Source organism: Rhodoglobus vestalii (genome assembly GCF_006788895.1).
Taxonomy (GTDB): domain Bacteria; phylum Actinomycetota; class Actinomycetes; order Actinomycetales; family Microbacteriaceae; genus Rhodoglobus; species Rhodoglobus vestalii.
This window is the reverse complement of the sequence record NZ_VFRA01000001.1, coordinates 124061-139076: the sequence shown is the minus strand read 5'-3', so window position 1 is coordinate 139076 and position 15016 is coordinate 124061. Positions and strand designations below refer to the sequence as shown.

Here is a 15016-nt window from a genome sequence, read left to right as displayed (position 1 = left end):
TGGCGGTCTTCATGGATGAGTAATCTACTCTCGTCCGCGATCCCGATGTTTGATATTGACAGCAACTCCGGGCAAGCCGCTCAAAATAGCTGAAAGTTCTTCTGCAATCGCCACTGATCGATGTTTTCCACCGGTACAGCCGATCGCGATCGTTGCGTGCCGCTTATTCTCACGCTGGTAGCCCGCAAAAACGGGTTCAAGCGCTCGCGCATAGTCTGCGACAAACTCTTGGGCTCCCGCTGCTCCGACCACATACGCTCGCACGCGCTCATCGAGGCCATCTAGGGCCTTGAGCTCGGGAACCCAAAAAGGATTCGGCAAGAACCTGCAATCAGCCACCATATCGGCATCAGCGGGAAGTCCATATTTAAACCCGAAGCTCTCGATAGTAATACGTAGGCCCGCGTCATTCTCTGTAGCGAACTTCTCGACGATCGTCGTTGCGAGCTGGTGAATGTTGAGATCGGTGGTGTCTATGATGATGTCGCTGCTGGAGCGAATTTCGGCCATCCGGATACGTTCCGCAGCAATTCCATCGAGTGGTGTGCCGTCATCCTGAAGTGGGTGCGGTCGTCTTACCTGCTCAAAACGGCGCACTAATGCCGCGTCTTCGGCGTCAAGAAATAGAACCCTCAGCGAGGTTGATGCGCGAAGCGACTGGATTGCGTCTTGGGCATCTGAGAATCGCTTGCCGCCGCGGACATCGATGATCGCAGCCACTCGAGGCAACGAGTCACCCGCACGATGAGCGAGGTCCACCAGGGGAAGCAACATTTGGGGAGGAAGATTATCAACCACGTACCAGCCAAGATCTTCTAGCGTGTTTCCTACAGTCGATCTGCCGGCACCTGACATACCGGTCACGATGAGCATCTCTTGCTGTTCGGTAACGGGTTCCATGGTAATCCAAGACTACCCGAGGTCGGGTCGTGTGAGCTTCTCAACGATTGCCGCGGCAGTTGAGGCGCCAACTCCAGGAACCTGAATAATCTCCTCAACCGAGGCAGTTCTCAGTCGCGCCACAGATCCAAAATGCTGAAGAATCGCTTTAATTCGCGCTGGACCTAGGCCCGGAACTGTCACGAGAACCGAAGAGACATCTCGAGATCGACGCTGCCGCTGGTGGGCGATTGCGAAACGATGGGCCTCATCTCTCAACCGCTGGATGAGGAAAAGAGCATCACTATTGCGCGGAAGGATAACCGGGAAATCAGAGTTGGGCAACCAAATCTCTTCGAGCCGTTTCGCAATTCCTGCGAGTTGAATACCGGATACGCCAGACTCTTCGAGCGCCCGTTGCGCAGCTGACACCTGAGGCTGGCCCCCGTCCACCAATAGAAGTTGGGGTGGATAGGCGAACTTGGCCGAAGCCGCAGGTGGCTCAACAGCGTCGACCTGCATCTCCTCGTTCGTGCCCACTAGCAACTCCGCGGCGGCAGCATCCGGGACCGCGGAGCCTGCCGCAAGGTACGCGAGCCGACGCTTGAGAACTTGATAAATCGAGTCAGTGTCATCAGTGGTTTCACCGATATTGAAGCGCCGATAGTGCTGTTTTTTGGGCAGGCCATCCTCAAAGACCACCATAGAGGCAACGACATTTGTGCCCGAGAGATGGGAAACATCGAAGCACTCCATGCGCAAAGGCGCTTCGGTCATGCCCAAAGCCTCCTGAATATCGGCCAACGCTTGCGACCGTGCGACAAAATCGCCACTGCGTTTTGACTTATACAGCAGCAAAGCGTTCTTTGCGTTGGTTTCGACGGTCTGTGCCAAGGCTGCCTTCTCGCCGCGTTGAGCAACGCGCAATCTCACTCGGGCGCCTAGCCTCCGGCGTTGAGCCAACCACTCCTCCAGCACTGTGCTGTCCTCCGGCAGAGCAGGAACAAGAACATCCCGAGGAGGAGATGTGTCGTCATAAGCATTCTGAAGTACCGACTCGACGAGCCCGCCAAGATCGACATCAAGTTCTTTGTCGACAACCCAGCCACGAACCCCGCGAATCCGGCCACCGCGCACCACGAACTGTTGCACGGCTGCCGCAAGCTCGTCATGAGCAATCCCGAAAAAGTCTGCGTCGACATCGTCCGAAAGAACGATCTGGTTCTTCGCTAGGGCGGTCTCCATCGCGCCGATTTGGTCCCGATAGCGGGCGGCAGACTCGTAATCTTGGGTTGCCGCTGAGCGGGCCATCCGTTCACGGATCGATTTGAGCATCCGCGAGTCGTTGCCTGCCATGAACGAGGCAAAGTCGAGTGCAATCGATTTGTGTTCCTCAAGAGTGACGCGCCCAACACACGGTGCAGCACACTTTCCGATGTCCCCCAGAAGGCACGGTCGACCTGTTTGCTGGGCCCGCTTGTACACCGACTGTGAACAGCTGCGCATCGGAAAAGCCTTGAGCATGACATCGACGGTGTCGCGGATGGCCCACGCTCGAGAGTATGGACCGAAGTAGCGAGCATTCGGTAGATTGCGATTTCGCGTTACCAGCACGCGAGGTACGTCATCCCCCATCGTTATCGCAAGGTACGGATAGGACTTATCGTCTTTGTATTGAACGTTGAAGGGCGGGTCGAACTCTTTGATCCAGGTGTATTCGAGTTGCAGCGCTTCGAAATCATTGCCGACAATTGTCCATTCGACATTCGTGGCGGAGAGCACCATGCGGCGAGTTCGTTCGTGCAAGGACGACAACGGCGCAAAGTAGTTGCTGAGCCGAGAACGTAGGTTCTTCGCTTTGCCAACATAAAGCACGCGCGCGCGTTCGTCAGTGAAACGGTAGACACCGGGCTGCGCAGGAATGTCGGCCGCACGTGGGCGCCAACTGACCGTCTCAGCCATCCGACTCCCCTTTGCTTTTCACCCGGTTATCGCTTACGCTGCGATACCGAAGACATCGACACCACTCAGACTAGACACGGTTTCCACTGAGCACCTCTGCGAGAAACTGGCCGGTGTGGCTGTCCTTCGCCTTTGCGAGTTTTTCTGGCGTGCCCGTGAACAACAACTCGCCCCCGCCAGCACCACCTTCGGGTCCGAGGTCGATGATCCAATCTGCAGACTTGATCACATCAAGATTATGTTCGATAACAATGACAGTATTTCCCTTGTCAACTAGCCCATTGAGCACCAAGAGCAGTTTGCGTACATCCTCGAAATGTAGACCCGTTGTTGGCTCGTCGAGCACATAGATGCTGCGCCCCATCGATCGTTTCTGCAGTTCCGTGGCAAGCTTGACTCGCTGCGCCTCCCCACCAGACAGTGTCGTGGCACTTTGACCGAGTCGCACATAGCCAAGCCCAACCTCTTCCAGCGTCTTGAGATAGCGGTGAATGCTCGAAATAGCTTCGAAGAACTCAGCAGCTTCACTAATCGGCATGTCGAGCACTTCGGCAATGTTCTTCGACTTGTATTTCACCGCGAGCGTGTCGCGGTTATAACGAGCACCGCCACAGACTTCGCAGGCCACATAAACGTCGGGCAGGAAGTTCATCTCAATCTTGATTGTTCCATCACCGGAGCAGTTCTCGCAGCGGCCACCCTTCACATTGAAACTGAAGCGTCCGGGAAGATAGCCGCGAGCTTTGGCATCCGCCGTCTCTGTAAAAAGCGTACGAATTTTGTCGAAAACACCCGTATACGTTGCTGGGTTTGACCGCGGAGTGCGACCGATGGGGTTCTGGTCAACATGCACCACCTTGTCGAGGTTCTCGAGCCCAGTGACCCGAGTGTGTTTACCCGGGATCTGTCGGGCACCGTTGAGCTCGTTCGCGAGTACCTTGTAAAGAATGTCGTTCACAAGGCTTGATTTGCCGGATCCGCTCACGCCCGTCACGGCGGTAAACGTGCCGAGCGGAAATTTTGCCGTCACGTTCTTGAGGTTATTTGCTCGTGCCCCCTCGACAACGACCTGCCGTTCGCGATCAATCGTTCGACGCTTCTTGGGAGTCTCAATAGCTTTACGACCCGAAAGGTAGTCCGCGGTGATCGACTTCGTATTCTTCAGTAAGTCGACATACGACCCCGAGTGAACAACCTCACCACCGTGTTCACCTGCACCCGGACCAATGTCAACGATCCAGTCTGCGGTGCGGATGGTGTCTTCGTCATGCTCGACGACAATAAGGGTATTACCGAGATTCTTCAGTTTGACGAGGGTCTCGATCAATCGACGATTGTCTCGCTGGTGAAGACCGATGCTGGGCTCGTCGAGGACATAGAGAACGCCAGTGAGACCAGAACCGATCTGGGTTGCTAAGCGGATGCGCTGGGCTTCACCACCACTCAGGGTGGCCGCTGCTCGCGCGAGGTTGAGGTAGCTCAAGCCGACCTCGACCAGGAACTCCAGCCGAAGTCGAATCTCGCGCAGTACCTGGGCGGCGATGCGTGCATCACGCTCCGAGAGAGTGACGCCGTTCATGAAGCCATAAGCATCGATGAGGCTCAACTCACAAATATCTGAAATGCTGCGGTCAGCTACGGTCACCGCGAGCACTTCAGGCTTGAGCCGCTTACCCTGGCACACGGGACACGGAATTTCACGCAGATAGGCGGCATGACGCTGACGCTGAACGTCAGTCTCAGCCTCCAGGTACTTGCGCTCGATGTACGGGATTACCCCTTCGAAGCCGGTCGAGTACTTCATCTCTCGGCCGTAACGGTTCTTCCACTTCACCGAAACCTTGAAATTGTTGCCCGTGAGGATCGCGTCGCGAACATCTTCGGGGAGCTCGCCCCACGGGGTATCGAGCGAAAAATCGAGATCGTTGGCTAAGCCGCCAAGAAGTTTCTCAAAATAGTTGTAGAGGCCCTTACCTGAGTTCGCCCACGGCAGGATTGCGCCCTCGGACAGGCTCACCGAGTCGTCGGCGATGAGAAGGTCGGGGTCGATCGACATACGCGTACCCAGACCCGAGCACTCGGGGCAGGCGCCGAACGGTGCGTTGAACGAGAACGTTCGTGGCTCAATTTCGGTGAGCTGGACGGGGTGGTTATTCGGGCAGGACAACTTCTCTGAGAACGATCGCCACGCGGCATTCCCCTCTTCGTCTACGAAATTAATTGCGACGGTTCCATCGGTCAGTCGCAGCGCCGTTTCAAGCGAGTCAGTGAGACGCGTAAGGATGTCATCACTGGCAACGAGGCGGTCAACAACCACAGAAATGTCGTGCTTGTACTGCTTTTTGAGCTTGGGCGGATCACTCAACTGAACGACCTCACCGTCAACGATTGCTCGTGAGTATCCACTCGACGCAAGCTCTGCGAAGAGGTCGACGAACTCGCCCTTCTTCTGCGAAACAACGGGGCTGACCACTTGATACCGGGTGCCGCTGTCTAACTTCATGAGCTGATCCGCGATCTGCTGCACCGACTGGCGCTCGATTTTTTCGCCACACACAGCGCAGTGCGGAACGCCGATACGTGCCCATAAGAGGCGCATGTAATCGTAAATCTCAGTGATCGTGCCTACGGTCGAACGCGGGTTACGGTTCGTCGATTTTTGGTCGATGGATACTGCCGGGCTCAAGCCCTCAATGAAGTCAACATCTGGGCGGTCGACCTGACCGAGAAATTGGCGCGCGTATGCAGAGAGAGACTCAACGTAGCGGCGCTGTCCTTCAGCGAAGATCGTATCGAAGGCGAGGCTCGACTTGCCAGACCCGGAGAGTCCGGTAAATACGACAAGAGAGTTGCGGGGTATTTCGAGGTCAACATTCTTGAGATTGTGGACTCGAGCGCCGCGGACGCTGAGGTGAGAATTGGGTATCGACTGTGGTGTAGTCACTCTTACTATTCTACGGAGAACACTGACATTGGCTGAACGTTTGCCGCGTGCACGCCATAATGAGCAGATGCACATTGCGCACGTGACAAGCTTTTACTCACTGTCGGCGCTCACGCCCTCAAGCGCGGTTCGCGCACGCGGTATCGCCTACCGATCGGCGGGACACGAGTTCTCGGTAATTGTGCCAGGTACGGTGTCAGCTGTCACCTGGACCGAATACGGCACTGTGATCACTGTTGCTGCGCGTCGAGCCGCGCTTCGCCGGGGATTTGTTCCCATCCCCCTCGCGATTCGTCGCGCGATTGATCGGCTAGTGCCTGACCGCCTTGAGGTGGCAGATCGCCTCAGCTTTCGTCAGCTAGGAGTGTGGGCGCGCGAAAATCAGGTGCCAGCTGTGCTTTTTGCTGAAGAGATTCCCGCTGATTGGTTCACCGATGGAGCACTCGCCTCCTACGACATAGTGGTGCACAACTCCCGGACTGAAGAGTCCTCGCCTGCTCGGACAGCGGAAAATAAAGCGGCTGCGATACCCCAGGGCGTTGACATTGAAATCTTCACCCCGCTGCGCCACAACCCTGCACTGCGGGATAGGAGTGGCGCTGAACTGGTTGTGGTGTGTGCAGCTCCGCTCACTGTTGCCGGAGCGATGTCAAGCGCCCTTGAGGCAACACGACGGCTTGCCGCGCAGGGTCATGACGTGCACTTGGTGGTGGTCGGTGATGGTCCACTCCGTTCTCGGCTCGAGCGAAGCGCTAGCGGACTCCCCGTTTTATTTCTCAGCGCACAGGATCTCTCGCTCGCGGAGCGCGCTGAAGTCTTTGCGACCGCTGACTTCGCGCTCGTGACGATGGGCGGAACGGCCGGTCATGGTTTGGCACTGGAAGCCCTCGCATCCGGCACCCCGGTCATTGCAAGCGGTCCCGCTCAGCACCCTATCGATTTTTGTTTCGGTGGCGGTCTGAGCACCGACTCCGATCCGGCTCACATCGCGAACGCAATCGTTTCACTCGCCATGAACTCTGTAGAAAGCCGCAGACTCGCTGCACGTCAAAGTTCGCTGCCCTTCGACGCCATGCCCCTAAACCGAGCGATGATCGCACTCCACGAATCGCTCGAATAATAGACGGTCACTAACGCAAGTGACCAGCCTGTTCCATCTGGCGGAGCTCCTTCTTAAGATCTTGCACTTCGTCACGCAATCGCGCCGCCAGTTCGAACTTTAATTCGGATGCTGCCTGCAGCATCTGCTCGTTGAGATCCGAGATGATCTGCTCCAGATCGTTTCCGCCGGCCGCCGCAATGCCCTCGCGCGCAAGGTGGGGAGTCGGTGCGCGCTTCTTGCCATCGCGCGTACGCGTGGAGAGTAGCTCGGCGGTATCCGCGCCCTCGCGGAGAAGTGCGTCAGTGATGTCGGCAATTTTTTTTCGGAGCGGCTGCGGATCGATGCCATGTTCGGTGTTGTAAGCCACTTGCTTCTCGCGGCGCCGATCAGTTTCGTCGATCGCAAACTGCATCGAACGGGTGACGACATCGGCGTACATGTGAACCTCGCCGGAGACGTTTCGGGCTGCACGACCGATGGTCTGAATGAGCGAGGTCGATGAGCGCAAGAAGCCCTCCTTGTCGGCATCCAGAATTGCAACGAGCGAAACTTCAGGAAGATCAAGTCCCTCGCGAAGCAGGTTAATTCCCACGAGCACATCGTAGACACCCTGGCGAAGCTCCGTCAGGAGCTCGACGCGACGCAACGTATCGACGTCAGCATGCAGATAGCGCACTCGCACACCATGCTCTGAGAGGAACTCGGTGAGTTCCTCCGCCATTTTTTTCGTGAGCGTCGTAACGAGGATCCGCTCATTCTTTTCAACTCGGGAAGTAATCTGCTCAAGAAGGTCGTCGATTTGCCCTTTCGAGGGTTTGACGACGATTTGTGGGTCGATCAGACCGGTCGGCCTGATCACCTGCTCAACAATTGAGTCAGTGATTCCGAGCTCATACTTGCCCGGTGTAGCCGAGAGGTAGACCTTTTGCCCCACGCGTTCTAAGAACTCTTCCCACTTGAGCGGCCGGTTGTCGAGTGCGCTCGGCAGCCGAAAACCGTGCTCAACAAGCGTGCGCTTTCGCGAAGCATCACCCTCGTACATGGCGCCAATCTGTGGAACTGTGACATGAGATTCGTCAATCACCACAAGGAAGTCTTCGGGAAAATAGTCGAGGAGGCAACTCGGTGGCTCGCCCGGTTTACGACCATCCATATGGAGCGAATAGTTTTCGATACCGTTACAGAATCCGATCTGCTCCATCATCTCGATGTCGAACGTCGTGCGCATTCTCAGACGTTGGGCTTCGAGTAGCTTGCCTTGACGCTCCAGCACTCCCAGACGATCAGCTAACTCGTCTTGGATCGACACGATCGCGGTCTTGATCGTTTCGGGGCTGGCGGAGTAATGAGTACCTGGGAAAACAGACACAGCATCCATTTTTTTGACGATGTCGCCGGTGAGCGGATGAAGCGAGTACAGCGCCTCAATCTCATCGCCAAACATCTCGATGCGAATTGCCAGCTCTTCGTACACCGGGATGATCTCGATCGTGTCGCCACGCACACGAAAGTTGCCCCGTGAGAAGTCGTAATCATTGCGCTGGTACTGCATACCCACAAATTTGCGGATGAGCGTCTCGCGATCGATGCGCATGCCGACTTGGAGAGCGATCATGGCCTCAAGGTAGGACTCTGCAGCACCCAGGCCGTAGATGCTGGACACCGTGGAAACAACGACCGTGTCGCGGCGACTCAGCAACGAGTTGGTTGTCGAGTGCCGAAGACGTTCAACCTCGGCGTTGATCGACGAATCCTTCTCAATGAATGTATCCGTCTGCGGAATGTACGCTTCGGGCTGGTAGTAGTCGTAGTAGGAGACAAAGTATTCGACTGCATTGTTCGGCATGAGGTCACGAAACTCGTTCGTTAACTGCGCCGCGAGCGTCTTGTTGTGCGACATGATCAGAGTTGGGCGCTGCACCTGTTCGATCAGCCACGCAGTGGTTGCTGACTTTCCGGTACCGGTGGCGCCGAGAAGTACGATGTCGGTCTCGCCCGCCGTAACTCTCTGCGCGAGTTCGCGGATCGCCTGTGGCTGATCTCCGGAGGGTGAGTACTCGCTGATCACCTCAAACGGACGCACTGAGCGAGTTGGCTGCATCTCTCAATTCTAGGCATGAGTGCTGACAACGCGATCAGAGCCGCGGATGCAACCGATCCGTAATGGCAGACCAAACACCATCGGCGCGATGCTGAGTCTCAGCAAGTGAAGCGTTCGCATCGATCACGAAGTCGGCCACCGCGCGGCGCTCGCGCGACGTTGCTTGGGAAGCTACTCGGCCTTCCGCCTCATTCCTGGCCATTCCGCGGTGGTCGATCAGTCGCTGGACTCGCACGTGTCGCTCAGCCTCCACCGTCACAACAAACTTAAAGCGCTCCAAGGACTGGCCCGACTCTACGAGCAGCGGAATGTCGTAGACAATGATCGCTGCGGGATCACGGCTCTCGGCTTCGTCGAAGCGCTCGCGAGCTAGACGGCTGATCGCAGGATGGGTAATGCCATTCAGGGCTTCCCTCGCGTCGCTGTCACCAAAAATTAGAGCACCGAGAGCGGAACGATTCAGAGTTCCGTCGTCAGAAACCACCTCGGCGCCAAATCGTTGCGAGATCTCGCTGAGTACCGGTGAACCGACCGCCACAACTTCCCGCGCCAACGCATCCGCATCGACCACCACAGCGCCCTGCTCGCGCCACCGTTGGGCAACCGTGGATTTACCTGACGCGATGCCGCCGGTGAGCGCTACTAAATGCATCCCCCAATGCTAGCCTCAGCGTAGTGAAAGGAACTCCGGATGCTTGAGGTGCTCACCGGTAGCGGACTGGCTATCGCAGCTGGGTTGAATGCCTATATTCCGCTGCTCATCTTGGGTCTGGCTGGTCGACTTTTCGAATTCGTAGAGTTACCGGCGGCGTGGGTCTGGCTCGAGAATCCCTGGGTACTGGCAATTCTGGGAGTCCTGCTGGTTATTGAGGTCATTGCCGACAAAGTACCCGTGGTGGACTCAATCAACGACTGGATTCAGACGCTAGTGCGCCCGGCGGCCGGTGGCATCGCGTTCGGAACAGGCGCCGCTTCTGAGACAGCCGTGGTCACCGACCCCGCAGCCTTTTTCTCATCAAACGCATGGGTCCCAGTGGCTATCGGCGCCGTTCTGGCCCTGGGGACTCATCTAGCCAAGATGCTCGCCCGCCCCGCCCTCAACGCGGCAACGGCCGGCGCCGCGGCGCCGGTGGTCAGTGCTGCTGAAGACATCACCAGTGTGCTGCTGAGCTTTATGGCTCTGATCGCGCCCGTAGTCGGAATTATCGCGCTTCTCGGACTGATCGTCATCATCGTGCGGCGTATTCGGCGTATTCGGCGTATTCGGCGTTCTCGGCGCACAGGCGCCTCCTTGCACGCGCAAACAGGCGTTTAACGGACTGTGGCCAGCCTCCCAAAGGAGACTGGCCGCAGAGGTTCAGCGAGAAATTAGTTGTTGCTCAACTTCTCGCGCAGAGCGGCGAGAGTCTCGTCGTCTGCAAGGGTTCCGGCTCCTGCACTGGCAGCAGCTTCGTCGTTCGAGAACGAGGATGCCCCGGCGGGTGCGCTGCTGATCGACTCTTCCTGAATCGCGGCGGCGGCAACCTGCTTCTTGTGCTGTTCCCAACGCGCCTGAGCGGCAGCGTAGTCAAGCTCCCACTTTTCGCGCTGCGACTCGAAGCCCTCTTTCCATTCGTTGGTCTCAGGGTCGAATCCATCGGGGTACTTGTAGTTGCCCTGGTCGTCATACTCGGTAAGCATTCCGTAGAGTGCCGGGTCGAACTCGGTACCCTCGGGGTCAACACCGTCGTTGGCCTGCTTGAGGCTCAACGAGATGCGGCGACGCTCAAGGTCGATGTCGATGACCTTGACGAATACCTCGTCGCCAACCGAGACAACCTGCTCTGCGAGCTCAACGTGCTTGCCCGACAGTTCAGAGATGTGCACGAGACCCTCGATGCCGTCTGCGACGCGAACGAACGCACCGAACGGAACGAGCTTGGTGACCTTACCGGGCGCGACCTGTCCGATTGCGTGGGTGCGGGCAAATACCTGCCATGGGTCTTCCTGAGTTGCTTTGAGTGACAGCGACACGCGCTCGCGCTCGAGGTCAACTTCAAGGATCTCAACGGTTACTTCTTGACCAACTTCAACAACTTCTGAAGCGTGCTCGATGTGCTTCCACGAGAGCTCAGAAACGTGAACGAGACCGTCGACGCCGCCGAGGTCAACGAACGCACCGAAGTTAACGATCGAGGAAACGACACCCTTGCGAACTTGACCCTTGGCCAGGTTGTTGAGGAACGAGGTGCGGCTAGCCGACTGGGTCTCTTCAAGAAGGGCGCGACGCGAGAGCACAACGTTGTTGCGGTTCTTGTCGAGTTCGAGGATCTTGGCTTCGATCTCCTGGCCGAGGTAAGGCGTGAGGTCACGAACGCGACGCAGCTCGATGAGCGATGCGGGGAGAAATCCACGAAGTCCGATGTCGACGATGAGCCCACCCTTGACGACCTCGATGACCGAACCGGTGACAACGCCATCCGATTCCTTGATCAGTTCAACGTCGCCCCACGCACGCTCGTACTGTGCGCGCTTCTTCGACAGGATGAGCCGGCCTTCTTTGTCTTCTTTTTGAAGAACGAGTGCCTCAACGGTGTCACCGACATTGACAACCTCAGTGGGATCAACGTCGTGCTTGATGGAAAGTTCGCGGGAGGGAATTACGCCCTCGGTCTTGTAACCGACGTCGAGGAGGACCTCGTCACGATCGATTTTTACGACGGTACCTTCGATAAGGTCACCATCGTTGAAGAACTTCAGTGTCTTTTCGACCGCGGCGAGGAAATCTTCAGCAGATCCAATGTCATTGATGGCGACCTGCTTGGGCGCCTTGTCGGTCGTTGCGATTGTCATGTAGTAGTTGCTCCGGTATGGGTCGCGCTTCGAAAAGCGCACAATTGGGCCAACGGCGAAGTGTAATGTGTGTTCGCCGGAGGCAGGCGGATATGAAGTCGCGATTGCGACACTCCAGCCTAACGCCTCACGAGCCAGAGAACCAACCACAACGCACTGAGTCGCTCACTCGCTTCAATGACCCGTGAGTCGTTCAACTAGTGGTCTAGTTCGCTCTCAAGAAGTTGCGAGAGGGAATCGAGCGCGGCTTCGGCACCCTCGTCATCGCAGATTAGCGTCACTGAGTCGCCACAATTAATTCCCAACGAAAGCACGCTCAGAATGCTGGCCGCGTTCACAGTCTTACCTGATGAGTCAGTGAGCCTCACTGCCAGGCCAGTGGCTTTTGCGGCATGGGTAAAGATCGACGCAGGTCGAGCATGTAGCCCAACTTTTGATCCGATCGTGATCGTTCTCCTCGACATATACGCTCCTTCATGGCGGTGACCAGTCCGATCCGGTGAATCGATGCGTTCAGTGCGCTGCGGAATCCCAGTTGTGACCGGTTCCTAGTTGAACATCCAGCGGAACCGAAAGACTCGCTGCACCGGACATTCGCTGATGCACAATCGTCGTCATCTGCTCAAGTTCTCCGTTAGCGATTTCAAACACGAGTTCATCATGCACCTGGAGCAGCATTCGCGATTCAAGCGCCTCGCTTCGAATGTCGGCATCAATCCGAATCATGGCGATTTTGAGGATGTCTGCGGCAGAACCTTGGATTGGCGAATTAAGAGCTTGACGCTCGGCGTTGTCCCGCAACACACGATTTTTCGAGTTGAGATCACCGAACGGGCGGCGTCGACCAAAGATCGTAGTCGTGTACCCATCGGCACGGGCCTGCTCGACAACGTTGCGAAGATAGTCGCGTACCGCGCCGAATCGAGCAAAGTAGTCAGTCATCAAAGCTTTAGCTTCGCTGGTTTCGATGCGCAGCTGCTTGCTGAGTCCGAATGCGCTGAGTCCGTAGGCCAACCCGTACGACATTGCTTTGACCTTCGTGCGCATCTCGGCAGTAACGTCGGCGGGCTCGACACCGAAGATGCGAGAGCCTACGAAGCGGTGGAGATCTTCACCCTCGTTGAACGCCTGAATCAACCCCTCGTCTCCTGACAGATGGGCCATGATACGCATTTCGATCTGCGAGTAGTCGGCGGTCAGCAGCGTGTCATAGCCTGCCCCCGCCTCGAATGCGGAGCGGATCTGTCGCCCCGTAGCCGTCTTGATCGGCACGTTTTGCAGGTTCGGATCATTCGACGCGATGCGCCCCGTACTAGACCCGGCCTGCTCGTAGGTGGTGTGAACGCGACCGGAAGCATCGATTGCCTTTTCGATCCCGGTGATGATTTGGGCGAGTTTCGTGGCATCTCGATGCTTGAGAAGGAGGTCGAGGAACGGGTGCGGCGCTTGTTCTTGAAGGTCGGCCAAGCTCGCGGCATCCGTTGAGTATCCGGTCTTGTTCGCCCGCGTTTTCGGCATCTCCAGCTGAGTGAACAGCACCTCTTGAAGTTGCTTGGGGCTGCCCAGGTTAATTTCGCGACCAATCACATCAAACGCGTTGCGCGCGACCTCACTGGCAGTCTCGTTTAACGATGTGCTGAGGTCATTCAGCAACTGCCGGTTGACGGCGATACCGGTGCGTTCCATTTGTGCGAATACCGGAACGAGCGGCATCTCAATGTCAGTGAGTACACCGCGCGAGCCTTCATCGAGGCGCTCGGTCAGGTAGTGCGCCAGACGAACGACGTACCAAGACAGGGTCGCCGGGCTGAGCGATTCCGTCTCGGGAACAAGCTGGTTGGGGTCACTCTGCTCGACTGTTTCACCAAGATAGTTGTACACCTGCGCTTCTAGCTCTTCGGGCTTGCCGCTGGGCTTCAAAACCCACGCCGCGAGCATCGTGTCGAAGGTGATTCCCGCAATGTCGAGACCATTGGCCCCAGCAATCTTGAGTTGCGCCTTTGCCGAGTGCATTAGCTTGGGCGCATCGCTACCCAGCCAAGTGGTGAGCGCCTCGTAGTCGGGTCGGTCAGCGGCCCACGGTACAAAAGCGGTTTCGGTTGCTGTTGCAAGGCCAAGCCCTGTGACGGCGCCATCGATGGACGCGATCGTGAGACCGAGTGGCCTCGTACCGTTCACACTGTTCGTCTCGATCCACTTGGCCAGCTCTTCATCGACCATCGTGCGCACGACCGGAACGGCTCTTGGACTGTCTGGCGTCGAGGAGGTTGCAGGATCATCACCGCGCTCAGTCGCGGCAATTTTGAGAACACGTTGCAAAAGCGTCTTAAATTGCAGGCGGTCGAAGACCTCCTGGACAGCAGCTTCATCGATCGGGCGCCGATCAAGATCAGCAACTTTCACGGGCAGCTCAACATCGGTAAGCAGATGGTTGAGCTTGCGATTGCGTACAGCGCGATCCATCTGATCGCGAAGGTTCTGCCCCACGACGCCCTTAATTTCCTTGGCGTGCGCAAGAACCTCATCCAAAGATCCGTAAAGGTTGATCCACTTAACAGCGGTCTTCTCCCCCACCTTGTCGACACCGATGAGGTTGTCGCTAGTTTCACCAACGAGGGCAGCAACATCAGGGTATTGGTGAGGTTCGACGCCGTAGCGTTCAAAAACTGCGTCGCGATCGTAGCGTTTCAGCTCTGAGACGCCGCGTGCATTGGGGTAGAGCAGCAGCACATCATCGTTAACCATCTGGATGGCATCGCGGTCACCCGAGACGACCAGCACACGATAGCCGCTCGTGGCCCCTTCGTTCGCTAGGGTGGCGAGGATGTCGTCAGCTTCGTAGTCTTCTTTGCTCAGCGTTTGCACACCCATCGCCTTTAGTGCTTCTTCAAGCAGCGGGATCTGGCCGACAAACTCGGGGGGTGTTTCGCCGCGTGTGCCCTTATATTCGGGGTATTCCCGAGTGCGAAACGAGTAGCGCGAGATATCGAAAGCGACCGCAAGATGCGTCGGTTTCTCATTCTGCAGCAGCGATATGAGCATCGACAAGAAGCCGTGGATGGCGTTGGTGTGCTGCCCATCACGGTTCTGAAAACTGTCCACCGGCAGTGCGTAAAACGCACGAAAGGCCAACGAATGGCCGTCAATGATCATGAGAGTAGGCTTCTGGGTATCCGACACGCAGCCAGCCTAGCCG

General features: G+C 57.0%; 10 protein-coding genes. 2 read left to right on the top strand and 8 right to left on the bottom strand.

What is annotated here, in order from left to right; all coding sequences use genetic code 11:
- Nucleotides 1-24 precede the first annotated feature (24 nt).
- The 3 genes from rapZ to uvrA form a co-directional block, all read right to left on the bottom strand.
- Nucleotides 25-900 carry an RNase adapter RapZ gene (gene rapZ, locus FB472_RS00645; protein WP_141989215.1) on the bottom strand — a complete coding sequence of 292 codons (876 nt, stop codon included), beginning with the start codon at nucleotides 898-900 and terminating at the stop codon, nucleotides 25-27.
- A gap of 12 nt (nucleotides 901-912) precedes the next feature.
- On the bottom strand, nucleotides 913-2841 hold the full coding sequence (gene uvrC / locus FB472_RS00640; RefSeq protein ID WP_141989214.1) for an excinuclease ABC subunit UvrC: 1929 nt from the start codon (nucleotides 2839-2841) through the stop codon (nucleotides 913-915).
- A 70-nt stretch (nucleotides 2842-2911) separates the two neighbouring features.
- The gene (uvrA, locus tag FB472_RS00635) at nucleotides 2912-5785 is read right to left on the bottom strand and encodes an excinuclease ABC subunit UvrA (RefSeq protein WP_141989213.1); all 2874 of its coding nucleotides are present in this window, start codon (nucleotides 5783-5785) and stop codon (nucleotides 2912-2914) included.
- An 82-nt stretch (nucleotides 5786-5867) separates the two neighbouring features.
- On the opposite strand from uvrA, the gene FB472_RS00630 reads away from it, so the two are divergent.
- Complete coding sequence (locus FB472_RS00630) at nucleotides 5868-6905, top strand: glycosyltransferase (protein WP_246077996.1); 1038 nt, start codon at nucleotides 5868-5870, stop codon at nucleotides 6903-6905.
- A gap of 10 nt (nucleotides 6906-6915) precedes the next feature.
- Here the strand turns inward: FB472_RS00630 and uvrB are convergent, their stop codons facing one another.
- Both uvrB and coaE read right to left on the bottom strand, forming a co-directional pair.
- Nucleotides 6916-8988, bottom strand: a complete 2073-nt coding sequence (uvrB, locus tag FB472_RS00625) for an excinuclease ABC subunit UvrB (protein ID WP_141989211.1) — start codon at nucleotides 8986-8988, stop codon at nucleotides 6916-6918.
- 34 nt (nucleotides 8989-9022) lie between these two features.
- Entirely contained in the window at nucleotides 9023-9640 is a 618-nt protein-coding gene (coaE, locus tag FB472_RS00620) for a dephospho-CoA kinase (RefSeq protein ID WP_021810315.1), read from the bottom strand.
- Nucleotides 9641-9679: 39 nt separating this feature from the next.
- Here coaE and FB472_RS00615 point away from each other — a divergent pair, with 39 nt between their 5' ends.
- Complete coding sequence (locus FB472_RS00615; RefSeq protein WP_141989210.1) at nucleotides 9680-10303, top strand: DUF4126 domain-containing protein; 624 nt, start codon at nucleotides 9680-9682, stop codon at nucleotides 10301-10303.
- Nucleotides 10304-10356: 53 nt separating this feature from the next.
- Here FB472_RS00615 and rpsA read toward each other — a convergent pair whose 3' ends face one another.
- The 3 genes from rpsA to polA all read right to left on the bottom strand — a co-directional run bounded on the left by rpsA (nucleotide 10357) and on the right by polA (nucleotide 15000).
- Entirely contained in the window at nucleotides 10357-11820 is a 1464-nt protein-coding gene (gene rpsA, locus FB472_RS00610; protein ID WP_021810317.1) for a 30S ribosomal protein S1, read from the bottom strand.
- Between the two features lie 197 nt (nucleotides 11821-12017).
- Nucleotides 12018-12284, bottom strand: a complete 267-nt coding sequence (locus tag FB472_RS00605) for an HPr family phosphocarrier protein (RefSeq protein ID WP_141989209.1) — start codon at nucleotides 12282-12284, stop codon at nucleotides 12018-12020.
- 49 nt (nucleotides 12285-12333) lie between these two features.
- Nucleotides 12334-15000 (bottom strand): DNA polymerase I, encoded by a 2667-nt coding sequence (gene polA, locus FB472_RS00600; protein WP_141989208.1) that lies wholly within the window; start codon nucleotides 14998-15000, stop codon nucleotides 12334-12336.
- Nucleotides 15001-15016 lie beyond the last annotated feature (16 nt).

Coding starts and splice junctions, on each gene's coding strand:
- rpsA (WP_021810317.1), bottom strand. CDS start 11,820: ATGACAATCGCAACGACCGACAAGGCGCCCAAGCAGGTCGCCATCAAT.
- uvrC (WP_141989214.1), bottom strand. CDS start 2,841: ATGGCTGAGACGGTCAGTTGGCGCCCACGTGCGGCCGACATTCCTGCG.
- FB472_RS00605 (WP_141989209.1), bottom strand. CDS start 12,284: ATGTCGAGGAGAACGATCACGATCGGATCAAAAGTTGGGCTACATGCT.
- FB472_RS00615 (WP_141989210.1), top strand. CDS start 9,680: ATGCTTGAGGTGCTCACCGGTAGCGGACTGGCTATCGCAGCTGGGTTG.
- uvrB (WP_141989211.1), bottom strand. CDS start 8,988: ATGCAGCCAACTCGCTCAGTGCGTCCGTTTGAGGTGATCAGCGAGTAC.
- rapZ (WP_141989215.1), bottom strand. CDS start 900: ATGGAACCCGTTACCGAACAGCAAGAGATGCTCATCGTGACCGGTATG.
- coaE (WP_021810315.1), bottom strand. CDS start 9,640: ATGCATTTAGTAGCGCTCACCGGCGGCATCGCGTCAGGTAAATCCACG.